The sequence below is a fragment of the Desulfoplanes formicivorans genome (assembly GCF_001748225.1).
In the GTDB taxonomy this organism is placed as follows: Bacteria; Desulfobacterota; Desulfovibrionia; order Desulfovibrionales; family Desulfomicrobiaceae; genus Desulfoplanes; species Desulfoplanes formicivorans.
On sequence record NZ_BDFE01000020.1, the window covers coordinates 227,400 to 249,309 of the forward strand.

General features: G+C 54.9%; 20 protein-coding genes. 13 read left to right on the plus strand and 7 right to left on the minus strand.

Translation table 11 applies throughout. The features are described from left to right. Positions 1–295 precede the first annotated feature (295 nt). The 5 genes from DPF_RS12560 to DPF_RS12580 are packed head-to-tail and all read left to right on the plus strand — an operon-like array spanning position 296 to position 3,053. Complete coding sequence (locus DPF_RS12560) at positions 296–556, plus strand: sulfurtransferase TusA family protein (protein ID WP_083254714.1); 261 nt, start codon at positions 296–298, stop codon at positions 554–556. Continuing rightward, positions 553–1,755: a cysteine desulfurase family protein gene (locus DPF_RS12565; RefSeq protein ID WP_069860016.1), complete on the plus strand. Its 1,203-nt coding sequence runs from the start codon at positions 553–555 to the stop codon at positions 1,753–1,755. The genes DPF_RS12560 and DPF_RS12565 overlap by 4 nt, the downstream gene beginning before the upstream one ends. Continuing rightward, entirely contained in the window at positions 1,752–2,147 is a 396-nt protein-coding gene (locus DPF_RS12570; protein WP_069860017.1) for an RrF2 family transcriptional regulator, read from the plus strand. Before DPF_RS12565 ends, DPF_RS12570 begins: the two co-directional genes overlap by 4 nt. A 34-nt stretch (positions 2,148–2,181) precedes the next feature. Then, positions 2,182–2,628: an iron-sulfur cluster assembly scaffold protein gene (locus DPF_RS12575; RefSeq protein ID WP_083254715.1), complete on the plus strand. Its 447-nt coding sequence runs from the start codon at positions 2,182–2,184 to the stop codon at positions 2,626–2,628. Next, positions 2,625–3,053, plus strand: coding sequence for an MOSC domain-containing protein (locus DPF_RS12580; protein WP_069860018.1), 429 nt, complete (start codon positions 2,625–2,627; stop codon positions 3,051–3,053). The genes DPF_RS12575 and DPF_RS12580 overlap by 4 nt, the downstream gene beginning before the upstream one ends. A 92-nt stretch (positions 3,054–3,145) precedes the next feature. On the opposite strand, the gene DPF_RS12585 is transcribed toward DPF_RS12580, so the two are convergent. From DPF_RS12585 to DPF_RS12595, 3 genes are all read right to left on the minus strand, one after another. Then, positions 3,146–4,210, minus strand: a complete 1,065-nt coding sequence (locus tag DPF_RS12585; protein ID WP_069860019.1) for a phosphotransacetylase family protein — start codon at positions 4,208–4,210, stop codon at positions 3,146–3,148. Positions 4,211–4,428: 218 nt separating this feature from the next. Continuing rightward, entirely contained in the window at positions 4,429–6,540 is a 2,112-nt protein-coding gene (gene acs / locus DPF_RS12590) for an acetate--CoA ligase alpha subunit (protein WP_088178350.1), read from the minus strand. Positions 6,541–7,202: 662 nt separating this feature from the next. Then, positions 7,203–8,723, minus strand: coding sequence for a sensor domain-containing diguanylate cyclase (locus tag DPF_RS12595; protein ID WP_069860021.1), 1,521 nt, complete (start codon positions 8,721–8,723; stop codon positions 7,203–7,205). Positions 8,724–8,800: 77 nt separating this feature from the next. On the opposite strand from DPF_RS12595, the gene DPF_RS12600 reads away from it, so the two are divergent. Both DPF_RS12600 and DPF_RS12605 read left to right on the plus strand, forming a co-directional pair. Beyond that, entirely contained in the window at positions 8,801–10,462 is a 1,662-nt protein-coding gene (locus DPF_RS12600; protein WP_069860022.1) for a glycosyltransferase family 4 protein, read from the plus strand. Positions 10,463–10,573: 111 nt separating this feature from the next. After that, positions 10,574–11,659, plus strand: a complete 1,086-nt coding sequence (locus tag DPF_RS12605; protein WP_069860023.1) for a glycosyltransferase — start codon at positions 10,574–10,576, stop codon at positions 11,657–11,659. 11 nt (positions 11,660–11,670) lie between these two features. Here the strand turns inward: DPF_RS12605 and DPF_RS12610 are convergent, their stop codons facing one another. Continuing rightward, positions 11,671–12,138, minus strand: coding sequence for a 23S rRNA (pseudouridine(1915)-N(3))-methyltransferase RlmH (locus DPF_RS12610; RefSeq protein WP_069860024.1), 468 nt, complete (start codon positions 12,136–12,138; stop codon positions 11,671–11,673). 59 nt (positions 12,139–12,197) lie between these two features. Between DPF_RS12610 and DPF_RS12615 the strand changes: the two genes are divergently transcribed. From DPF_RS12615 to DPF_RS12625, 3 genes are all read left to right on the plus strand, one after another. After that, positions 12,198–12,818 (plus strand): DUF4390 domain-containing protein, encoded by a 621-nt coding sequence (locus DPF_RS12615; protein ID WP_069860025.1) that lies wholly within the window; start codon positions 12,198–12,200, stop codon positions 12,816–12,818. 391 nt (positions 12,819–13,209) lie between these two features. Then, positions 13,210–15,444, plus strand: a complete 2,235-nt coding sequence (locus DPF_RS12620) for a sensor histidine kinase NtrY-like (RefSeq protein WP_069860169.1) — start codon at positions 13,210–13,212, stop codon at positions 15,442–15,444. Further along, complete coding sequence (locus DPF_RS12625) at positions 15,441–16,823, plus strand: sigma-54-dependent transcriptional regulator (RefSeq protein ID WP_069860026.1); 1,383 nt, start codon at positions 15,441–15,443, stop codon at positions 16,821–16,823. The genes DPF_RS12620 and DPF_RS12625 overlap by 4 nt, the downstream gene beginning before the upstream one ends. 53 nt (positions 16,824–16,876) lie before the next feature. Here DPF_RS12625 and DPF_RS12630 read toward each other — a convergent pair whose 3' ends face one another. The 3 genes from DPF_RS12630 to DPF_RS12635 all read right to left on the minus strand — a co-directional run bounded on the left by DPF_RS12630 (position 16,877) and on the right by DPF_RS12635 (position 18,530). Then, on the minus strand, positions 16,877–17,200 hold the full coding sequence (locus DPF_RS12630) for a hypothetical protein (RefSeq protein ID WP_069860027.1): 324 nt from the start codon (positions 17,198–17,200) through the stop codon (positions 16,877–16,879). 44 nt (positions 17,201–17,244) lie between these two features. After that, positions 17,245–17,418 (minus strand): hypothetical protein, encoded by a 174-nt coding sequence (locus DPF_RS14165; protein ID WP_176724266.1) that lies wholly within the window; start codon positions 17,416–17,418, stop codon positions 17,245–17,247. A gap of 299 nt (positions 17,419–17,717) precedes the next feature. After that, positions 17,718–18,530 (minus strand): hypothetical protein, encoded by an 813-nt coding sequence (locus DPF_RS12635; protein ID WP_069860028.1) that lies wholly within the window; start codon positions 18,528–18,530, stop codon positions 17,718–17,720. A 298-nt stretch (positions 18,531–18,828) separates the two neighbouring features. Here DPF_RS12635 and yihA point away from each other — a divergent pair, with 298 nt between their 5' ends. The 3 genes from yihA to DPF_RS12650 all read left to right on the plus strand — a co-directional run bounded on the left by yihA (position 18,829) and on the right by DPF_RS12650 (position 21,712). Beyond that, complete coding sequence (yihA, locus tag DPF_RS12640) at positions 18,829–19,431, plus strand: ribosome biogenesis GTP-binding protein YihA/YsxC (protein ID WP_069860029.1); 603 nt, start codon at positions 18,829–18,831, stop codon at positions 19,429–19,431. A 284-nt stretch (positions 19,432–19,715) separates the two neighbouring features. Further along, the gene (gene upp, locus DPF_RS12645) at positions 19,716–20,342 is read left to right on the plus strand and encodes a uracil phosphoribosyltransferase (RefSeq protein ID WP_069860030.1); all 627 of its coding nucleotides are present in this window, start codon (positions 19,716–19,718) and stop codon (positions 20,340–20,342) included. 128 nt (positions 20,343–20,470) lie between these two features. Next, positions 20,471–21,712 (plus strand): uracil-xanthine permease family protein, encoded by a 1,242-nt coding sequence (locus tag DPF_RS12650; protein ID WP_069860031.1) that lies wholly within the window; start codon positions 20,471–20,473, stop codon positions 21,710–21,712. Positions 21,713–21,910 lie beyond the last annotated feature (198 nt).

Below are 21,910 nucleotides of genomic sequence, written 5' to 3' on the forward strand. Positions count from 1 at the left end.
CCTGCATGCTGATGCAAAAGGCACGGGATTGCGTCAGAGGGCAGGGGGGACGGATCGTATTGACGATAAGAGGCCGTGATTTTGGTGCCGGATTCATTGGGGCGCGGAAATCACGGCCTTGTTGTTTCATAAGCGGCAAGCTGGCGCAGGGCCGGGTTGTGCCATGGCCTTGCTGTCAGGTATGCCGCCCTGTGCGGGGCGTGCATGAAATGTATGGGCGTTTTTCTGTTGACAGGGGGGACTTGGCGCTTTAATTCCTACTTTATTAATATAGATTAACGAGGAGGGATTACTTGTGGAGTTTATCAAGAAACCCGCTGCCGACGAAACCATAGATCTTGTATGTCGGATGTGTCCCATGCATCTCATGGAAGCCGAGGAGCGGATGGAGACCCTTGCCGAGGGGCAGGTGTTGGAAATTCTGACGGATTATGACGGGGCACTGGAAGATATTCTTGCCTGGTGTCGTACCCATGGCCAGGACTTTCTGGGTATGGCCTCATCTGATGACTGCTATCGTCTGTACATTCGCAAGACAGGGGGGGCAGGGAAATGAAATCCATCGTGTATATGGATCATGCTGCGGCAACGCCGGTCGCGCCCCAGGTGATCGAGGCCATGCTGCCTTTTTTCGACCGTGAGTTTGCCAATCCCTCCACGGTCTATGATCTTGGTTTCAAGGCCAAGGGCGTTGTGGACGAGCAGCGGGCCCGGGTGGCAGAACTGATCAATGCCGAGCCCGAGGAAATCCTGTTTACGGCTTCAGGGGCCGAGGCCAACAATCTGGCCATCAAGGGAAGCGTGTTTGCGTCCTACGGGAAAAAAGACCGTATCATCACCTCCGCCATTGAACATCATTCGGTTCTCAACTCGGCCCGTTTTTTCGAACGGCTGGGGTATGAGGTGGCTGTGCTGCCCGTGGATGCGTCGGGGGTGGTCGATCCCAAACACCTTCACAAGATTCTGGACAACGATGCCTCACGAGTGGCCCTGGTTTCGGTGATGCATGGTAACGCTGAAATCGGCACGCTGGAACACATTGAGGCTCTTGCCGCCCTGTGTCACCAGTACGGTGTTCTTTTCCACACCGATGCCGCGGCCACTGTGGGAAATATTCCCGTGGATGTGAAGGACCTGGGCGTGGACCTGCTGACCATCTCGGGACCGGCCTTTGGTGCGCCCAAAGGAACAGGGGCTTTGTATTTTCGCAGGAATACCCGGCTCATGCCCCTGGTCCATGGTGGTATTCAGGAACGGGGGCGCAGGGCCGGGACGGAAAATGTTCCGGGAATCGTGGGGCTTGGCACGGCTGCATCCCTGGCACGAAACGGGCTGGCCGAGCGCATGGCCCTGCTTGAGGAATTGCGGGACAGGTTGATTACAGGTGTTGTTGAACGTGTTCCGCATGTGGTTTGCACGGGTCATCCCCGGATGCGATTGCCCGGGCATGCAAGTTTCTGCATAGAGGCGGTTGAAGGGGAAGCCCTGATCTACATGCTCAGCCGCGAGGGAATCTACGCCAATACCGGTTCAGCGTGCGCCTCCAAGGCGTTGAAGATTTCGCCCGTTCTTGGCGCTTTGGGCGTGCCCGCGGCAACTGCCCAGGGATCGGTGGTCTTCACCCTGAACGAGACCAATACGCCGGAAGAGGTGGACTATGTACTGGAAAAACTTCCGCAGGTGGTTGCAACATTGCGGGCCATGTCGCCCATCTGGAAGGATGGTGCTCCTGTAAAAGACGGAGGACATGCATGAAGATAACCACACGCAGCCGATACGGCACCCGCCTCATGGTGGAGCTTGCCCTGCGTTGGGGAGGGCCGCCCGTGCAGCTGGGAGGAATTGCCAAACAGGGAGATCTTCCTGTCAAATATCTTGAACAGCTCATTATTCCCCTGAAGCGGGGCGGGCTCATCAAGAGCACCCGGGGACCCAGCGGAGGCTATTCCCTGGCATATCCTCCGGAAAGGATCACCATCTGGGATATTGTCAAGGAACTTGAAGGAACCGAGGGCGTGGCGCCCTGTGTGGCTGATCCCATGTCGTGTACCAAGAGCAGGGAGTGTCCCACGCGGGATGTCTGGACCAAGGTGGCTCGGGCCATTGAAGAACAGTTAACCTCCATTGCCCTGTCGGATCTGCTTTGAGAGAGCAGGGCTTGCGAACCATCGGAGACAATATATGTACTCGGAAAAAGTCATGCAGCATTTTGCAACCCCTCAGAATGTGGGGGTGATTGAGGATGCCGACGGTGTCGGTGAAGTAGGCAATCCCGTGTGCGGCGACATGATGACCTTTTACATCAAGGTCAACAACGGGAAAATCGAAGATGTCAAATACCAGACCTTTGGGTGTGTTGCCGCCATTGCCGTGTCGAGCCAGGTGAGCGAGCTGGTCAAGGGCAAGACCCTGGAAGAAGCCAAGTCTTTGACCAAAGGGGTTGTTGCCGAGGCACTGGGAGGCTTGCCCAAACAGAAAATGCATTGTTCCAACCTGGGTGCCGATGCCCTGGCCCGGGCCATTCATGATTATGAAACCAGGACTCATGGGCAACATCCCTGTCCTCACCGCGAGAATCAGACAGCCGGGTGTACCCAGGGGTGTTGTGATACAGGAGAAATCTCATGAAAGTTGTCTCCATTGCGTTAAGCGCGGAAAAAGGAACCAGAAAAACTCCCGTGACAACAGCCAACCTGATCGCTGAACACGGGCTAGAGGGCGACGCTCATGCAGGGAAATGGCATCGCCAGGTTAGCTTTTTGGCCGGGGAGGATATCCAGGCTGCCAGAGACCGGGGGATCGATGTGGATTTTGGTGATTTTGCCGAAAATATTGGCACCCAGGGAGTGGACTGGCCGTCCCTGCCTGTGGGCACCCGGGTGCGTCTTGGCAAGGATGTTCTGGTGGAAGTGACCCAGATTGGGAAGAAATGTCATGTGAAATGTGCCATTTATGAGCTTGCTGGCGAATGTATCATGCCCAAGCGGGGTGTTTTTGCCCGGGTCCTGCATGGCGGCCAGTTGAGCATTGGGGATCCCATCACCATTGAGTGATGGATCCAGAGTCTTCTTAAACTTCAGAGCACAAAAAAGGCGAACCTGTTGGTTCGCCTTTTTTGTGCTCTGGCAAGGGCAATGTAGGGAGGTTAGAGGCCCAGGCCTTCTTTGATGGCCTGAAAGTCCACATTAGAATTGATGATCTGGGTGGCCTGGTTGATTTTGACAATGTCCCTGAGCTTGTGGCTGACTTGGATGTTTTCCATCTTTTTGGCCACGGTATACGTATCATCCCTGACCACAATGATGGGTACGCCCAGAATTTCCGAACGGGTCAGGATGATGTCGTTGGGATAGAGATTGCCGGTGAGGATGAGGCAGGGCGCGCCGCCTTCAAGAGCCACGAGCTGAACATCGGAACGGTCGCCGCCAACAATGATGGCGGCGTTTTTGTTTTTCTTGAAATGGGTCATGAAGTTTTCCACCTGCATGGTGCCGATGAGAAAGCTTTCCACGATCTTGTCCGCCTTGGAACTGACAGAGATGATCTTGCCGCCCAGGCGGTTGGAAAGATCCCTGATGGTGATGGCGCGCATGATGGCATCCGGTGGGATGATCCCGAGCACCTTGACCCCGTTGTTTTCCAGAAAGGGTTTGATCACGTTTTGGACTTCGTCCATGACATGCAGGGGAATGTCATTGAAGATGACCCCGATAAGGGAATCCCCCAGACTTTCCTTGGCGCTCATGAGGTAATCGTAATTGAGTTCCTTGGAATAGCGGTCAATGAGAATGGTTTTCAGCCCCAGCAGTTTGGCCACGGTGGGGCCGTCCACACCGCAGTACTTGCCGGAATGGAGAAAGCTTCCTGAACCGCCCATGACCATGATGTCCACGTCTTTGCTGAGCTGTTCGTAGGCCTGTCTGATTTTGAGAATGGGGGTTCCGCATTGACCTGCAAGGGCCTTGGTCTTGAAGTCGTGGGTGATGACAACCGGGGTAACCAGGGTCGGGTCTTCGTTCAGCCCGAGGACTTCCTGCAGAAAGAAGGCATCCTCGTCGCCGACCTTTTCACCGGCCTTGCCTGGAACCGCGCCCACGGGTTTCATGTACCCGACCTTGAGGCCGTCCTTTTGAAATTTCATACCCAAAGACAGGGCGATCATGTTTTTCCCGGCGTATCCAGTGGTCGATCCTATGTAGAGTCCAATCATATCTGCCCCCTTTGTCGTGTGTGTTCAGGAAATTGGGTATGGAAATAACGGAAAATCACTGACGAATACACAACCTATGACACATTTTTACGGCAATCCCAAGGGAAATGCATGGGAAAAACGGTGATTGGCCGGGCGGTTTTGGTCGTTGGACGTATCCCCGGGGTGATTGGCGACGGGGGTACGTCCCTTCTGGACCCGCACCCGACCTGACCTGGTTACGTGTGCAGGGAGATGCGGACATCAGCCACCACGGCCTTGTCCTTGTTCACCAAAACGGGGTTGAATTCCGCTTCGTAGATCTCGGGAAAGTCCAGAGACAGTCTGGACATGATGAGCAGGATGTTTTCAATGGCCGCGAAATCAACGGACCGTTCTCCGCGAACTCCCTTGAGGAGCATGTAGGAACGTATTTCCCGGATGATATTGTGGGCGTCTTCGCGGCTTAATGGGGCCAGTCTGAAGGCAATATCCTTCAACACTTCCACATAGATGCCGCCCAGCCCGAACATGATCAGCGGGCCGAACTGATCATCGCGCTTGAATCCGATGATGATTTCCTTGGCGCCCTTGGGTGCCATTTCCTGAACCAGACAACCGGTAATCATGGCCTCGGGTCGCATGCGCTGTGCCCTGGACGTGATGTCCATGAAGGCATCCCGGACCGCATCGGCGTCCTTCAAGCCGACCTTGACCCCTCCCACATCACTTTTATGGGATATCTGGGGCGATGCAATCTTCAGCACAACCGGGTAGCCGATGTCCTCGGCAAAGGTCACTGCGTCGTCGCTGGTGCGGGCAAGTCCGGTGCGCGGAACCGGCAGGTTGTAGGCCTGGAGAATCTCCTGGGCCTGGAATTCCACGATTTCGTCCGCCCCCCGGGCAATGGTTCCGGAAATGACTGCTGCTGCCCGGTCCCTGTCCCGCTGGATTTCGGGAATGACCGGCTCGGCCTTGTTCTGCCATTCATGGTACTTGTACATGGCTTCCAGGCTTTCAATGGCGGGTTCCGGAAAGATATAGCAGGGCAGACCGGCCTCCTGGAGCATCTTCTGACCGTCGGAGATCCGTTTCTTGCCCATGAAACAGGGGAAGACCGGTTTGTCCGTGGTCTTGGCCACGTCGATAATGGCCTGGGTAATGTTTTCCAGATCATCAGCGGCTGTGGAAGTGGGGGTGAGCATGACCAGGACGGCGTGAATGTTTTCGTCCCGCAAGACGATATCCAGGGAACTTCCAAAGGCCTGGGCATTGGCGTCCCCGGCAATGTCAATGGGATTGTACAGGGAAGCGTACGGGGGCAGGACTTCCTTGAGCTTGCTCACCGTGGTCGGGCTCAGCGAGGCCATGTTCAGGGCCGAGCGTTCGCAGGCGTCAGCAGCCATGATGCCTGGCCCACCGGCATTGGTGACAATGGCCAGGTTGGGGCCCTTGGGCAGGGGCTGCAGGGAAAAGGCCTGGGCCAGATTGAACAGGGTGGAGATGGACCTGGCCCGGATGACACCTGCCTGGTTGAACGCCGCCGAGTAGGCGTTGTCCGATCCTGCAATGGCGCCGGTGTGGGACGAGGCGGCTTTGGCTCCGGCCGAGGTTGTTCCGGACTTGACCATGATCACGGGTTTTCGGGCCGTGACCTTGCGGGCCGTGCGGATGAATTCCTCACCGGCCGTGATATTTTCAATATAGCCGAGCACCACCTTGGTCTCCGGATCATTGCCCAGATATTCGAGCATGTGGCTTTCCGAGAGCACGGCCTTGTTGCCAAGACTGATGAATTTGGAAAAGCCGACATTTTCTCCCAAAGCCCAATCCAGGATGGAGGAACACAGGGCGCCGGATTGGGAGAAAAAGGCGATGCTTCCGGGCAGGGGTTTGCCCGAGGCAAACGAGGCGTTCACCTTGCCCCCGATATTGATCATTCCCAGACAGTTGGGTCCGATGAGGGCGATATGATGCTTTGTACAGATTTCGGCCACCTGCTGTTCGAGCTTGTAGCCTTCGTGTCCCACTTCCTTGAACCCGGCCGTGATGATGATGGCCGATCTGGTCTTGATCTCGGCCAGTTGTTCCAGAGCCTGGACCACGAATTGTTTGGGAATGGTCAAAACAGCCAGGTCGAGTCCCACAGGCAGGTCGTTGATGGATTTGGTCACGGGCAGACCCAGTATGGTATCACTCTTGGGATTCACCGGGATCAGGGTTCCCTGATACTCCGCCTGGATCATGTTGTGGAGGATGGTATGCCCGACCTTGCCCGGAACCGAGGAGGCTCCGATAACAGCAACGGTCTTGGGATTGAACAGTGCGTGAAGGTCGTACTTGGATTCGATCATGGAAATGCTCGCTTGTCAGGGTTGGCTGATGAACGGAGGGTGAACATAAGGATATGCCTTGGGGAGATGGGACGTTTGCTTCACCCATGGCAGCCCCTTACACCTTTGAGGAGGTTCCTGCAATTTCGGATTTTGAAGGACATTCGGTCTGAAAGCCGGTTCTAAGGGACACGGCATGCAAGCGGACAGCACCGTAACCATGCCTGAAACCAAAGACCTGTGCAACCGGTGCAGCCAAACAAAACGGAACACATTTCAGTACCTGGTGTGGGGTGAAGGCGGGAGAAAATGCTGGGATGGGGAGGCCGACACAAGGGAGAACCCTTGCAACGCGTCTGGATCGTTTTTCCCTTGCGGATCGTGGCGGGTCGGCCCGGGACCAGTTGGCCATCAGATGGGTTTGACAAGAGGTTTGAGCTGACGATCCGAAGGGTCAGGAGGTCATGCGGCAGACACGATCCGTTGAAGTGCTTCCATGAGGCGGGTGGTCTGAGGGATTGCGGTCACAGGATAAGAAACCGCATTGTGTCCGCTTGTGCCCGGGGACAAGGCCCCGGCAGGGGTTGCCTCCTGGCATTTCCCGGAAGTCGAGGGTTGCCAGCGTCCAGCATGCACCAAGGTGGTGAGATTCCGGGCGAAAAAGAGGTTTTCGGTGCAGGCTATCGCGCATCGTTGACGCAACAGGAATGCTCTTGCATGGGAGCGGATCTGCAGACCATGTTTCTGCCGCTGGTTTTGGCCTTGTACAAGGCCTGATCCGCAAGACTGACAAGATACTCGGCCGGTTTGAGCATGCGAGGCTTGATGGATGAAATGCCTATGCACGCTGTGATCTGGAAGGAATGATCATTATACCTGAATGTGTGGGCAGCGATTTCCTGACGGATTCTTTCGGCCAGGATCCAGGCATTTTTTTCCTCGGTATGGGGAAGAATGATCACGAATTCCTCACCCCCGTACCGGGCCGGAAAATCGCAGTCACGGATGGCGTTTCGCAGGATGTCGGCCACTTCACGCAGGACCATGTCGCCGGCCAGGTGCCCGTACTTGTCGTTGATCTGCTTGAAATGGTCCAGATCAAGCATGAGCAGGCTTAATTCGTGCTGATATCGTTGATGCCGGTGGAGTTCCTTGACGATCTGTTTCTCAAAGTTCTGACGGTTGTTGATGCGGGTCAGGCCGTCGTGGTCAGCCTGGTTTTGCATGCGACGATACAGCAGGGCATTTCTGAGGGCCAGGGCCAAATGATTGCCCACGGCCTGCAATACCTTGACCCGATCACGTCCGAGCAATGCTGCCTTGGGAGAGACGATAAAAAGAATGCCAAAGGTCTTGTCATTCCAGATCATGGGGAGCTTGATCATGTTTCCCTGGTCGGGAAGACCAACTTCATGAAACAATGTCTGGTCATGCTCCAATGATTCCACGTGGTAGGTCTTAATGGAGTGTCTTGTGGTGCGCTCTGCCTGGTCCAGAAGATACCCTACCCATTCTTTGCCCTGCTGTTTGTCGAGATTGGGAGGGGTGAATATCTCAGCGGACAAAAATGCCGGGGCATCAATGTTCCAAAATACGCCCATGATGGATGTGACCTCAAGTAAAATGTTCAGGTCACGTCCAGCTTGACTGATGATGGTTCCCGGGTCCAGGCTTTTGCTTGCTTTGGTGAGGATTTTGTTTAAGAAATCAAGCTGCTCGTTTTTACGGGCCAAAAGCTCTCTTTCCAGGATGATTTCATTGGCCATGTTGTAAAGATCGTCGCACATGAGAAGCATTTCACGTGTCTTTTTCAAACAGGTGTTCAGCTTGTCAGTGGTTAGCGGCATGCGTAGGGCACATATGAACTGCTGGGACACGATCTCTTCAATATCGTATCGCACATGATGATCGTTTTCTTCCAACATCAGGACCAGCCTGCAGGCCTCACTGGTGGAGACGATGCGTCGTTGCGCCTTGGACATGCCTGCCCAGGCCTTTTGGGTGATGAGTGTCAGACATGCCTCGTGAGGCCTGTGTTGCAAGGCGTTTGTCAGTTCGTTGACGGTTTGGTGCTGGATTCGAATATTGTAGGGGATCGGGTGAAGCGCGGCTTGTATTTCGTCATTCTTCATCCCGACAATCCAGATACGTTCTTCTCTGTCTGATTCCGGAGGTGTCATCATGGTCAGGGGCATGTGCATGTTCAATCCTTAAGGGAGCTGTGTTTTGAAGAGAGAAAAATGACGCCGAAATTTTCTATGCAATGAAAGGGCCATGTATGACAGCGAAACGAATTTGGGGCACTCTTGATCCCTTTGTGGAAGGGGGAGCGTATATGGGCCGCAAGGTTGCCAATGCTGGCTTTTTGCAAACCCTGATTGGCTCCGGGACCTTTGACGAATATCATTTTTTTCTTGCAGATGGTGCAACAATCTCAAATACAAAGAAAAATTTTCAGCAAATGGCTCTGCCATCCCGGGCGGTCATCCGTTTTTTGGGCCGGCGTCAGCTTCCCGGGCAACTTGCAACTACCCCCTATCATTGCTTTCACCTTTCCGATTGCATCAATTGGCCCGCATCTCTTGCGGCGTTGCGTAACCGGTATGCCCGGCAATTATTTCCCATCACCAGCCTGACCCACTCCCTGAGCCCGACCCGATACGTCCGGGAGATGCTTCCCCAAATCTGGCAGGGAACCACGTCCAGAGACTGCATTGTCTCCTCGTCCACGGCAGGCAGAAGGGTGGTCGAGAACATTTTTGCCCAGGCTCGCGCGTATCTTGGGCGTTCATGGGAGGATGCGCAGGAACCCGTTTGCCGGGTCATTCCCTTGGGAATAGACCTTGACGGTTTTTCACCCCCAACCCCGGAAGAGCGCATGCTGGCCCGTCAGGAACGGGCCGTGGGCGACAAAGAGGTTGTTCTGCTTGTGTTCGGAAGGATCAGTCCCCATTCCAAGATGGATCTGCTCCCCCTGTTGCGAGCCTTGCAGCGGCTTTTTTGGCGGGGTATTTCCCGCCCAAGCCTTTGCCTGTGGGTTGCCGGATGGGTTGATGCGGGTGATGAGTTCCCTGCAACCCTGAAGACCCTGGCCAGAAACATGGGCTTGCGCATGGAGCTGATCCCTTCACCCGACGAAAGGGTCAAAAGACGGCTGTTTGCCGGAGCGGACATCTTTGTTTCCCTGGCGGACAATCCCCAGGAAACCTTTGGCTTGTCCCTGCTGGAGGCCGGAGGCATGGGGTTACCGGTTGTTGCCTCGGATTTTGACGGATACAGGGATATCGTGGTCCATGGTCAAACCGGGTTTCTGGTGCCCACCATGGGAAATCCGCAGACCTCCATGATCGATGAAATGGCTCCCCTGGTGAGCGACTATCACTATCATCTGTGGCTGAGTCAGGGGACGGTTGTTGCCGTTCCTCCCCTGGCGGACCGTCTGTATCAACTCATCCAGGATGTAACGCTGCGTCAGCGCATGGGGTTGGCTGGTCACGAACGCGTTGCCGCACGATTCTCCTGGGAACGGGTTGTGGCCCAATATGTCGAACTCTGGAACGATCTCTGGTCGGTTCCCGTGGACCCTCCCCGCCCATTGCAGACTCATCCCCTGAACATGGCCTACGGGAAGGTGTTTGAACGGTATTGTTCCACCACCCTGTCGCCATCAACTCGTCTGGTCTGGACGCGTTGCGGTCAGGCCACGTACCGGCAGCAGGATTTTCTGCTCATCTATGCCGGATTGGAGGATTGGATAACTCCTGAACTTGTCAGACAGCTTTTGTTCTTCTGCCGCAAACCCATTACCGCGGAAAGGCTCATTAAAAAAATGCAGGAATGGTTCCCGGGGATGGGCGAAGACCGCCTGTATCTGGTGGTATTGTGGGCATGTAAGCAGGATCTGATCACCATGGTGGATGCATGGGAGCAGAACGATTAAAGCGGGCGTGGACAGGGATTGCTGTGGGGTCTGTATGATGGCAGGTGGTGTCCCGGATATGTTTTCGCGGCTTTCAGCGTGTTGTTAGCCTTTTCATGTGTGGAGACGTGTTTGGATCAGACTCTTTTTCTTCATTCCCTGCTCGATTACCAGGGAGGGGCGGCTCGCATAAGTTGGCTCCTCAAGACGTATTGCCGACAACAAGGGCGTGAGGTCTGCAAAAGTTGTGAGATCCCTGACGGTTTGGATGCAACAAGCCGGGTGGTTCTGCCCGAGGCGCTGGGCAGGGAGGCCCAGGACGGTCTTCTTCACGTTCATTCCACGGGCTCCTGGCCCCTTTTGCTCACCAGCCTGAAGCGTCAGGGAATACGACCGGTGATCACCTTACATGATGCGCGTCTGCTTACCGGCGGGTGTTTTTCGCCAGGAGGGTGTCAGCAATGGCGGCAGGGGTGCCCGGGTATTTGTCCCCAGGGCGTTGCCCGATGTAATGCATGGGCCCGGACCATGAGATCGTTGCTGGAGGATATCAACCCGATCCTGGTGGCACCTTCCCGATGGATGGCCACCATGGCCCGGACGGTTTTTCCTGGTTTGAAGATTGTTGTTGTGCCCAATGGCGTTCCCTGGACGCCGGCCCGACCGGTTGGTTGCGGAGCCGAACGGGTTCCCAATGCTCCTGTTGTGCTGTTTGTGGCTCATGGCGGCGAGAAGGCCCGCCTTAAGGGCGGCGCTTCCTGGAAGCCTTTGTGGGAACGCATCAAGGCACGGGTTCCCGCGTGCAAGGGGTTTTTTGTGGGGGGCGAACGGTCCGGGCGACATGGCGACGTGACCCTTCTGCCCTATCTTGCTCCGGATCTTTTGGCCTCGCTCATGGCCGGGTGCTCGGTGCTTGTTTACCCGACCCTTGCAGACAATCATCCCCTGCTTGTTCTCGAGGCCATGGCCCAGAAGCTCCCTTGCGTGGCCTTTGCCGTTGGAGGCATCCCCGAGCAGATTGTGCATCAGGAGACCGGTGTGCTGGTTTCTCCGGGGGATGAGGATGCCCTTGTGGAACAAGTGACAGAACTGCTCATGCAGCCTGCACGGTGCAGGCGGATGGGTGAACGGGCCTTTGAAACGGGGAAAAAACGTTTTGCCCTGGAACGGATGGGCGCCGGGTATGAACGTGTGTACGCGCGCATGCGCAGCACATGACAGGCACCTTTTCAGGCGTGATGGTAGGGGATTTTTTTGAGAATGGTTCCGGCCCGGTACAGTTGTTCGAGCAGGGTGACGCGAGCCAGTTCGTGGGGAAGGGTCATGGGCCCGAGGCTGAGCAGGATGTCGGCCCGGTCGAGCACCTGTTGATCCAGCCCGTAGGCCCCGCCAATGACAAAACAGGGTGCCTTGGCTGGATGTTCGAACCAGGTCTGCAGGGTGTGGGCTAGACCGGTGGAGGTCATGGTCCGGCCGTGTTCATCAAGGCAGATAACAAGATCGCCAGGCGTTATTTTGCTCAGGATGGCTCTGCCCTCGCGGGCGATTTTTTCGCTGGGATCCTTGCCCGCGCCATCCCTGATAATGGTTTCCCGACATTTGTACCATCGCTTGATCCGGTTATCGTAATGGTCGGCCGCTGATCGCCAGAAAGGTGTCTTGAGCTTTCCCACAAAGATGTAATGTATACGCAGCATGTCGCTTGCTAGGCCAATGTCGTGAGGTTGTCAAAGTTGTTGGGATGGAGTAATTTTGCATGATGTCCATACGGTTGCCATCGTCTCGGGTGAAACCTTTTGCCCCCTTTTTTCGTCCCTTCCTCCCCCTGGGGCGGGCAATTCTGCTTGGCATGGTCTTGGTGGCGGTTCATGCAGGATCCCTTTGGGCCCAGTCGCTCGTTTTGAACGATCTTGTGGTGGACAATACCAACGGGACCATGACGGTTCACTACGGGGTGCGCGTTGAGGGTGTTGCGTCCATTGAGCAGGCCCTGTCCGAGGGATTGCATCTGCGATTCAGCGGTCATGCCGCCCTCTACAAGAAACGGGCCCTGTGGTGGGATGCCCTGCTTGTTGAGAATGATTTCATGTGCGAGCTGTGGGAAGATACCCTCAAGCAGGAAGTGGTACTGAGCATGGATGGCGAACAAACCCGGTTTCCCATGACCGACTTTGCCCGGATATTCCAGAAACGGCTGGAGCACATGGTCACCCCCCTGGGACCATGGAGCATGGTGGAAAAGGGTCGACTCTATATTGTCAGATTGACCCTGACCCTGACCCGCATTGACGTGCCCTCATGGATACGGGTTCCCCTGTTTTTCTGGTCGTGGGATCTGGTTCCGAAAACCAGGTTCGAGATGGAGTTTGCGTATTGAGGCCAGGGACCGCCTGCTTTTTTGCGCAGTCTCATGCCATGTCAGCATGTGCACAAACCTCCCTGCCGGTCATGTCCCAGCCGCCAGATGCCCTTGTGGTCTGACACGCTTTGATCTGCTTTTCCAGGAGTCGCATGAAGGCAAACAGTCTGACTGCGTTTTCCGTGTCAGTCCTGAGTCCGGGAACGACCCGCCCGATTTGATCTGATTGGCCTGACGCAGGGGACAATCAGATGGCCGGATGGCAAGTGCTGCCACGATCCGGCAAGGCCCCGGGCATCCACCGCCAGGATATTGTATTCAAGGAACCTGATACCCTACGTGACGTGCCGTGTGTTGTCCGGACCTCGTGTTTGAGGGGCCGGGCGAACCCTTCAACTCTGCCAATCTCATGTCCCAATCCCCCTATCAGCGTATCAGGCTGCATCCCAATATCCAGCATGAACGGAAAAAACGTCAGCGGGAGCTTTGGCTCGCCCTTGTGGGGATCGTGCTGATCGGGGTTTTGAGCTGGGTGGAACTCAAGTTTTTCGGGGTCAATTCCTACCTTTTCCTCGGGCTTTTCAACGTCAATCTCATTCTCCTTCTTTTGGTGCTGTTCCTTGTAGTGCGCAATGTGGTCAAGCTCGCTCTGGAGCGCAAGCGCAACGTGCTGGGAGCAAAGCTGCGCACCCGGTTGGTGGTCATCTTTTTTTCCCTTTCCATCATCCCGACCCTGCTCATGTTTTTCCTGTCCATCAAGTTTGTACAGACTTCGGTGGATTACTGGTTCAAGGCCCAGGTGGAGGGGTCCATGGAGCAGGCCCTTACCGTGGGCCAGGCTGTGTACAATACGGTCAAGGATCGGTTGGAAGGCAAGGGAGAGGGGATCATTGAGACTATCCGCGCAAGCCAATTTGTCTGGGGGGGCAAGGGAATGGATCGCTTTCTGATTTCTCGGAGCAAGGATCTGGACCTGACCCTCATCGGGGTGCTCACCCCTTCCCGCAGGGAACAGAACTGGCACGCCGAACCGGAATGGGAGAGTTCCTGGAGGGATGTCAAAAAGGGCATTGCCTGGGCCGAGTTGCAGGAGAGACAGCGATTCTGGTCGGCTGTCTGGCCTGGAAAGGATGCCGATCTTGTTGTGGGCATCGTGCCCGTGGACAAGGGCGCCACAGGATATCTTGTTCTTGGAGCGACCCTGCCCCAGGGACTTCTTTTCAAGCTCGATCAGATTGTCAGGGGGGTCAACGAATACAAGCAGCTCAGAACCCTCAAGTATCCGCTTAAGGTTGCCCTGTATTTTATTCTGGGCATTATGACCATGATGATCATTCTCGGGGCCACCTGGTTTGGTTTCCGTCTTGCCAAGGAGATTTCAGCGCCCATCCAGGCCCTGGCCATAGGTACCAAGCGCATTGCCCGGGGGGATCTCGGGGTGCGTATTGATGACGAGTCCGGAGACGAACTGGGGCTTTTGGTTCAGTCCTTCAACAAAATGGCCATGGACCTGGAAAACAGTCAGATCGGGCTCAAACAGGCCAAGGAACGCCTGGAGCGGCAGAACGCGGAACTTGAATCCAAGAGCCGGTACATGGAGGCGGTCCTGGACAACATTACCGCAGGGGTCATTTCCCTGGACGGCCAGGGACGGATCAATACCTTTAACAAGGCTGCCGAAACCATTCTTGGAATCGAAGCCTCAAGTATCATGGGCAGCTCGCCCATGAAGCTGTTGCAGGGAGAGTTTGCCCGCATGGTTCAGGAGGTTCTGACCCAGTTGCAGGAAATGCCTTCTTCCCAGTGGCAGCGCCAGATCGATCTCAATGTGGGAGATATGGATATTCGGCTTCTGGTCAACGCCGTTGTCCTGCATCGTGAGGGTGACGAGGATTCGGGGATTGTGGCCGTGTTCGAGGATATTACCGAGCTGGAAAAGATTCAGCGCATGGAGGCCTGGAAGGAGGTCGCCCGGCGTATCGCTCATGAGATCAAAAATCCCCTGACCCCCATCAAGCTCTCGGCCCAGCGTATCGAAAGCAAGTTCGGCTCGAAAATAAGCGATCCCATTCTTACCCAGTGTACCCGATTGATTGTCCGCCAGGTGGAACACCTCCAGGAAATGGTCAAGGACTTCTCATCCTTTGCCAAATTGCCCGAACTCAAGCTCAGGTATGGGGATATCGTGGAGGTTTTGGAGGAAATCGTGGGCATTTTCGAGCAGAGTCATGGCAGGATATCCTGGGATTTGCATGTTGCCCCCCCATTACCGGAACTCAAATTCGACCGTGAGGCCATGAAGCGGGTCTTTATGAATATTTTGCTCAATGCCGCAGAAATATTGGGTGATGATGAAAATGGACGTGTTGCAATGAAGGTTGGCTATGTAGAGGCGTTGCACCGGGTGCGCATCCAGATTGCGGACAACGGACCCGGGCTTTCCTCAGAAGAACGCTCCAGGATTTTTGAACCCTATTTTTCCAGCAAGCGGGGGGGCACCGGGCTTGGGCTGACCATTGTCAAATCCGTTATTGATGATCACCACGGCTATATAAGGGTCCATCCCAACAGCCCCAAGGGAACCACGTTTGTCATTGAATTGCCTGCCGGCAAGGAACAGGCCAGATGGAGTCGTCCCGTATGAATGAAACTATTTTGATCATTGATGATGAAGAGGATATCCGTTTTTCCCTGCGAGGTATCCTTGAGGATGAAGGGTATCAGGTTGTTGATGCAGAGGATGGGGAGGTTGGTCTGCAGGTGTTTGGGGAAGCCGAGCCCAGTCTGGTTTTTCTGGATATATGGCTCCCCGGCAAGGATGGTTTAACCGTGCTTGAGACCATGCAGGCCCAGGCCGGGGATGTTCCCGTGGTCATGATTTCCGGGCATGGGACCATTGAAACGGCCGTGGACGCCATCAAGAAGGGGGCGTTTGATTTTATTGAAAAACCTCTGTCCCTGGAAAAAGTGGTGGTAACAGCCAAAAAGGCCCTGGAGTTTCGCAACCTCAAGGAAGAGAACAGGGACCTGCGCTCGCGTATCAGGGAGCGCCATGTGCATGAAATCACGGGTTCTTCCCAGCCGGTACTCCAGCTCAAGGAAATGATCGCTCAGGTTGCACCCACGGACGCATGGGTGCTCATCACGGGTGAAAACGGCACCGGCAAGGAGATTGTTGCCCGATCCATTCATGCCAGAAGTCCCCGGGCTTCCAGTGCCCTGGTTGCTGTCAATTGCGCGGCCATTCCCGAAGAACTTATTGAATCGGAGCTCTTCGGCCATGAAAAGGGTTCCTTTACGGGGGCGGACAAATCCAAAAAGGGCAAGTTTGAACTGGCGGACAAGGGCACTCTGTTCCTGGATGAAATCGGGGATATGAGTCTCAAGACCCAGGCCAAGATATTGCGCATCCTGCAGGAACAGTGTTTTGAACGGGTGGGGGGGAGCAAGACCATCCGGGTGGATGTCAGGGTAGTGGCAGCCACCAATAAGGATCTTGCTGCCGAGATCAAGGAAGGGCGGTTTCGTGAGGATCTGTATTACCGGTTGCGTGTTTTTCCCCTGGAGGTTCCTCCCCTCAGACAGCGGCAGGGGGACATCGTACTCATCCTCAATGAATTCATGGAGGCCATGGTCAGGGAACATGGATTCCGGCCGATACAGTTTGCCGACGATGCCCTTGCCGTGCTGCAGGGCTATTCCTGGCCAGGAAATGTGCGTGAGCTCAAGAATTTCGTGGAACGGATTTTCATCCTCTATCAGGGGCAGGTTGTGAACGCATCCATGCTTCCCGGGGAGTACCGGCAATCAGTGCCCTCAACATCTGCTGGCAAGGCACAGGATGCATCCGCAAAGGCGTCCTTGCCCGGGGATTTCAAGACAGCGCGCAATGAGTTTGAAATCCGCTATCTCAAACAGAAACTCGCCGAGTGCAATGGCAATATCTCCCGATTGGCCGAGACCATCGGCCTGGAAAGAAGTTATCTGTACAGAAAACTCAAGGCGTACAATATCACTCCGTAATCCTGTTGTCGTGTTGGACGATTGGCAGTGCATTGTACGTGATCAGCCTTGTTTCAGAAGGAGGATGCGCAGGCGGTATCCTTTCTTTCGCACACCAGCAGCCTGATGCCCAGACCGTAGTCCGCGGTCAGTGAATGGACGAGATTTCTTGTCCAGACCACCTCGCCGAGATAGAAGACGTTTGTTTCAAGCGTGCGCAGACCCACCATGGTTTCGTCAGAAAGTCGCAGAATCAGGTTGCGGGAGGGCTGGATGCGGTAGCCTGCCTCCACATAGAGTCCTGCGTCACACACATTGTAGATCATTCCCTGGAAGGCGAAATGGGCCTGATGCTCGATAATTGAAACCGGCACATGGCACTTGGATCGTTCCCACATTCGAGCAGTTGCTGTCATTTGGCTGGTCCTTGTTAGGGGAAGGGTCATTGGCTCCAAAATACCCTGCCGCGTGTGATGGATTCCTGTTCATGGGCCTTGAGCCTTTCGAAGCGGCCGTAGGTGATGCAGTTGTCGGTCTCCGAGCGGGAACGCCGGATGAAGATACGCACCATGCAGAGGATGATGGCTCCAATGAGGATGCTTGCGGCTATGTTCATGGCTGTCTCCTTGCTGATCGGATGCACCTGATTGCAAAGATAAAGAAAGAAACATGCCGAAATGAAAAAACCCTGATTTTACTTGCTTTTCTATGCAGGCCTGATTGTTCTGTCCTGAATTGTCAGACATGTTGGAAGAGATGTCCTTGTTTTCCAGTCACAAGGGACGTTGCAGAAGGCCTGGCGGGAACGTCTCGGAAAGGGGATGCTGCGGGGTGTCGGAACCCAATCCCCACAAGCGGTTTAGTCTGAGGGAAACCGTTTGTGGGGATTGGGTTGATAATGAGGTCGGTTGCGGGCTATTTGGTTTCAGCCGGTTTGATGGGTTCGGGTTCCCATTGGGGGGTCACAATGACCGTGTCCTGCCCGGTGGCGGTTGGCAGGACGGCCGGGGTGACCGGCTGCATGGCAGTTGCCGAAATTTCAAGCAGAAAGATGATGTCGTCACGCTGCACCTCTTTGCTCGACTCTTCGATTTGTGCCAGGCACAGGGAACCCGTGGTTGCCTGGGCGGTGTGCATGGGTTTTTGCAACGACTGGATGATTTTTCCCCAGCCAATGACCTTGAGGAAATCTGGCCCATGGCCGGTGATGGGTTCGGCAATGAGAAAATAGGCCGGGGTCGTGATCGGGTTGGTGGAGAACAGGCGTACTGTTATCCGGTCTTTCATGCTGGCAATGGCCCGATCGTCCTCCAGGCGAATGATCTGGCCGGCCATGGCCTTTTCCGGGCTGAATACCGCCTTGAAGGTCGCTTTCTGGCGATACTCTCCGGTTTGTGGGTCCATGGTTTGCAAAACCCTGCCTGATGGGACAAAAAGTCGGGCAGGGTCCAGGTTTGCTTCGGGCGAGATGACGCCATGAACCAGTGGTGCCAGGCGAACAAATTCCGTTCCCATGATGTCCATGGCCTGGTCGGCGGCTTTGTCCCAGAACAGTTGCGTAAAATCGGGATGCGCTTGTGCCTGGGTGCTGGTCATGGCAACATCGACCCGGGTCGTCGTGACCATGGGCTGGGCTGATCTGCCCTGCATGAAATGGCTCTGGTGAACGGGGCGGGGGCTACAGGCCGTGACGAGCAGACAACAAGCAAAAACGATGATTCGTTTCATGATAGCCTCGTGAAGTGGGGTTGGAAAAAGCCGGTTTTGCCGCAAAAAACGTTGCAAACGAGGGTTGATGAAGTGCGCTGGACCCAGTAGGCAGGGCACAGTTGACCGGGACGTGGCGTCTTTGGTCCAGGAGTCAACTATTTGCCGGGTGTCGGCAGATTTGCGGTGCCACTTCGGGTCATCAATCGGCTGTTTTTTGCATCATGCTGGTATATTCCTTGCCCGACCCCCAAGGCGCGCGTCAAGTAGCATCTTCGTTTTCCAATCATATGTTTTTCAACAAGTTGCAGGAAACATCATGCCCCAGCTTACGCTCGAATCGACCATTTACACAATGGACCAGCTTTCGGTCATGCCCAAGCCTCAGGTGGCCATGGCCGGACGATCCAATGTGGGGAAATCCTCCCTGATCAATTGTCTGGCAGGCCGTCGCAAGCTGGCCAAGATCAGTTCATCGCCCGGCAAGACGCGGAGTCTCAATTTTTATGGTGTCAGTCCCGGGGAGTTCTATCTGGTTGACTTGCCCGGATACGGGTACGCCAGATGCTCCAAGAAGGAGCGGGAAAAATGGCGTCTTCTCATTGCGGCCTATATGGAGGCAAACAGCTATCTCAAAGCCGTGGTGGCCCTGTTTGATTGCCGCTTGACCCCGCAGATGCTGGACATTGAACTGGCTCGCTATGTTACGGCCATGGGCGTGGGGTTGATTCCCGTGCTGACCAAGGCAGACAAATGCAAACAGCGGGACCGGGCCAAGATCCAGAAACAGTGGCAGGAGTTGCTTGATCTGGCCAAACCGCCCATGTGTGTGTCCAGCAAGACGGGAATGAACAGGGATCGTTTGTGGACATTGCTGGGGGCGGCAGCCGGGGTTCATTTTGAAGTGGAGGCCATGAAATAATGTGTCCGGGTTCTGCTTTGGGGTGACGGGTACGGCCTGCGTTCCTTGGGTCGCCGAGGTCACAGGGAAGGGTTTGTGGGGGCACGACCTTTTCATGCCCTTGGTGCAGATCCGGTATGGGCCCGGAACAAGGGGGTTGGCACGGGACAAGGCCCAGGGCGGTCTGGACCTTCCGAAAATGTGCCCGACAAGTTTTCTTGACTCATTTTCATGTTCACGTATAGATTCATCAGTTTTTGTCTGGATAATGTATCGATTTTACCACCTGTTCCAAGGAGGAATATATGCCCGTACATGTTGTTGATCATCCACTTGTCAGGCACAAGCTCGGAATCATTCGAAGGGATGATGTAACCACCAAGAATTTCAGGGCTTTGGCCTCGGAGATTGCCAGGCTTCTGACCTATGAAGCCACCAAGGACCTGAAAATGGAGACCAAAACCATCAAGGGATGGGCAGGGCCTGTTGAAGTGGAGTCCATCAAGGGAAAGAAGATCACGGTGGTTCCCATTCTTCGTGCCGGGTTGGGCATGCAGGATGGGGTTCTCGACCTCATCCCCGGAGCCAAGGTCAGCGTTGTTGGTTTCTACCGCAACGAAGAGACCCTCCAGCCAGTGGAATATTATGTCAAATTGGCAAAGGATATCAAAAATCGTATTGCCTTGATCCTTGACCCCATGCTTGCCACGGGTGGAACCCTTATCGCGACCATTGACCTGCTCAAGAAGGCCGGTTGCAAGACCATCAAGGGCATTTTTCTTGTGGCTGCTCCCGAAGGGCTTGAAAATCTTGAAAAGGCCCATCCGGATGTTGATGTCTATGTTGCCGCCATTGATGATCATCTCAATGAAGATGGCTACATCATTCCCGGTCTCGGTGATGCCGGAGACAAGATTTTTGGAACCAAATAGGCCTGTTGGCCTTTTTTTTTGATTGTTTGACAATGGCACCAATAACCGAAGCGCGGTATGATTGGTCTTGTGATTTCCCTGTAACGTACCTGTAGATCCCCAAGAACGGGATAGAAATGGAGGTAACGATGGCTGAGAAGAATCCCACGGATTATGATTTTCGAATCAAGGATTGTCTGCTGGGCGGACAAATGCTTTTTGTGGCCTTTGGGGCCCTTGTTCTTGTTCCCCTGCTCACGGGACTAGATCCCAATGTGGCATTGTGTACTGCAGGGCTTGGTACCATTGTGTTTCAGATGGTCACCAGGCGCAGTGTACCCATTTTCCTGGCCTCGTCCTTTGCTTTCATTGCTCCCATTATCTATGGTGTCCAGACGTGGGGCATTCCCTCAACCATGTGTGGTCTGGCCGCTGCCGGCATTTTCTACATCGTGCTCAGCCTGTTCATCTCCTGGCGAGGAACAGGGGCCATCGAGAGGTTGCTTCCCCCGGTGGTGACGGGGCCGGTAATCATGGTTATCGGTCTGGTTCTCGCCCCGGTTGCCGTGAACATGGCCATGGGCAAGACCGGTGACGGGGCTGTTGCCCTGGTACCGGAAAAGACCGCTCTTATCGTGTCCATGATTTCTCTGGCCACCACGGTCATTGCTTCGGTCTTTGGCAAGGGGATTTTTCGACTCATTCCCATCCTGTGTGCCATTGTTGTCGGCTATGTCACGTCCCTGATTATGGGAATCGTTGATTTTACCGAGGTGACCAATGCCCCCTGGTTTGCGGTGCCCAATTTCACCTTTCCCGAGTTCAACTGGCAGGCCATTTTGTTCATCGTGCCTGTGGCTATTGCCCCGGCCATCGAGCATTTCGGGGATATCATTGCCATCAGTTCCATCACCGGCAAGAATTACCTCAAGGACCCCGGTGTCAACAGAACCATGCTCGGTGACGGCCTGGCCACTTCCCTGGCCTCGTTTCTGGGCGGTCCTCCCAACACCACCTATTCCGAAGTCACCGGAGCCGTGGCCCTGGTCAAGGTGTTCAATCCGGGCATCATGACCTGGGCGGCCATTTTGGCCATTGCGTTGTCCTTTGTGGGCAAGGTGGGTGCCTTTTTGCACAGCATCCCGGTCCCGGTTATGGGCGGAATCATGATCCTGCTGTTCGGAACGATCATGGTTGTCGGCATCAACAACCTGGTCAAGGCCCAGATCGACCTGATGAAGGCCCGCAATCTGGCCGTTGTGGCCCTGATCGTCATCTTTGGCGTGGGCGGCATGGCCTTTTCAGCAGGCCAGTTCACCATCCGCGGCATCGGCCTGGCCGGTATCCTCGGAGTTGCCCTTAACCTGATCCTTCCTGACAAGGATCGGTAATTTTTGTTGGGTTAACGCGTTATTCCTTAAAAAGGGCGGTGTTGAAACACCGCCCTTTTTGCATGGAAGAAACTTGGACTTCATCCGGCTGAGTTGTTTTTTGGGGCGAGACAACCACGGAACAATCGGCAAATGGAAACGTTCAAAAATCATCAATAAAAGAAAAGCCCCTGAAATTCAGGGGCTTTTCTCATTGTA

Coding starts and splice junctions, on each gene's coding strand:
- DPF_RS12565 (WP_069860016.1), top strand. CDS start 553: ATGAAATCCATCGTGTATATGGATCATGCTGCGGCAACGCCGGTCGCG.
- DPF_RS12570 (WP_069860017.1), top strand. CDS start 1,752: ATGAAGATAACCACACGCAGCCGATACGGCACCCGCCTCATGGTGGAG.
- DPF_RS12575 (WP_083254715.1), top strand. CDS start 2,182: ATGTACTCGGAAAAAGTCATGCAGCATTTTGCAACCCCTCAGAATGTG.
- DPF_RS12580 (WP_069860018.1), top strand. CDS start 2,625: ATGAAAGTTGTCTCCATTGCGTTAAGCGCGGAAAAAGGAACCAGAAAA.
- DPF_RS12585 (WP_069860019.1), bottom strand. CDS start 4,210: ATGATTGGACTCTACATAGGATCGACCACTGGATACGCCGGGAAAAAC.
- DPF_RS12595 (WP_069860021.1), bottom strand. CDS start 8,723: ATGCACATGCCCCTGACCATGATGACACCTCCGGAATCAGACAGAGAA.
- DPF_RS12600 (WP_069860022.1), top strand. CDS start 8,801: ATGACAGCGAAACGAATTTGGGGCACTCTTGATCCCTTTGTGGAAGGG.
- DPF_RS12610 (WP_069860024.1), bottom strand. CDS start 12,138: ATGCTGCGTATACATTACATCTTTGTGGGAAAGCTCAAGACACCTTTC.
- DPF_RS12615 (WP_069860025.1), top strand. CDS start 12,198: ATGATGTCCATACGGTTGCCATCGTCTCGGGTGAAACCTTTTGCCCCC.
- DPF_RS12620 (WP_069860169.1), top strand. CDS start 13,210: ATGTCCCAATCCCCCTATCAGCGTATCAGGCTGCATCCCAATATCCAG.
- DPF_RS12625 (WP_069860026.1), top strand. CDS start 15,441: ATGAATGAAACTATTTTGATCATTGATGATGAAGAGGATATCCGTTTT.
- DPF_RS12630 (WP_069860027.1), bottom strand. CDS start 17,200: ATGTGGGAACGATCCAAGTGCCATGTGCCGGTTTCAATTATCGAGCAT.
- DPF_RS14165 (WP_176724266.1), bottom strand. CDS start 17,418: ATGAACATAGCCGCAAGCATCCTCATTGGAGCCATCATCCTCTGCATG.
- DPF_RS12635 (WP_069860028.1), bottom strand. CDS start 18,530: ATGAAACGAATCATCGTTTTTGCTTGTTGTCTGCTCGTCACGGCCTGT.
- yihA (WP_069860029.1), top strand. CDS start 18,829: ATGCCCCAGCTTACGCTCGAATCGACCATTTACACAATGGACCAGCTT.
- upp (WP_069860030.1), top strand. CDS start 19,716: ATGCCCGTACATGTTGTTGATCATCCACTTGTCAGGCACAAGCTCGGA.
- DPF_RS12650 (WP_069860031.1), top strand. CDS start 20,471: ATGGCTGAGAAGAATCCCACGGATTATGATTTTCGAATCAAGGATTGT.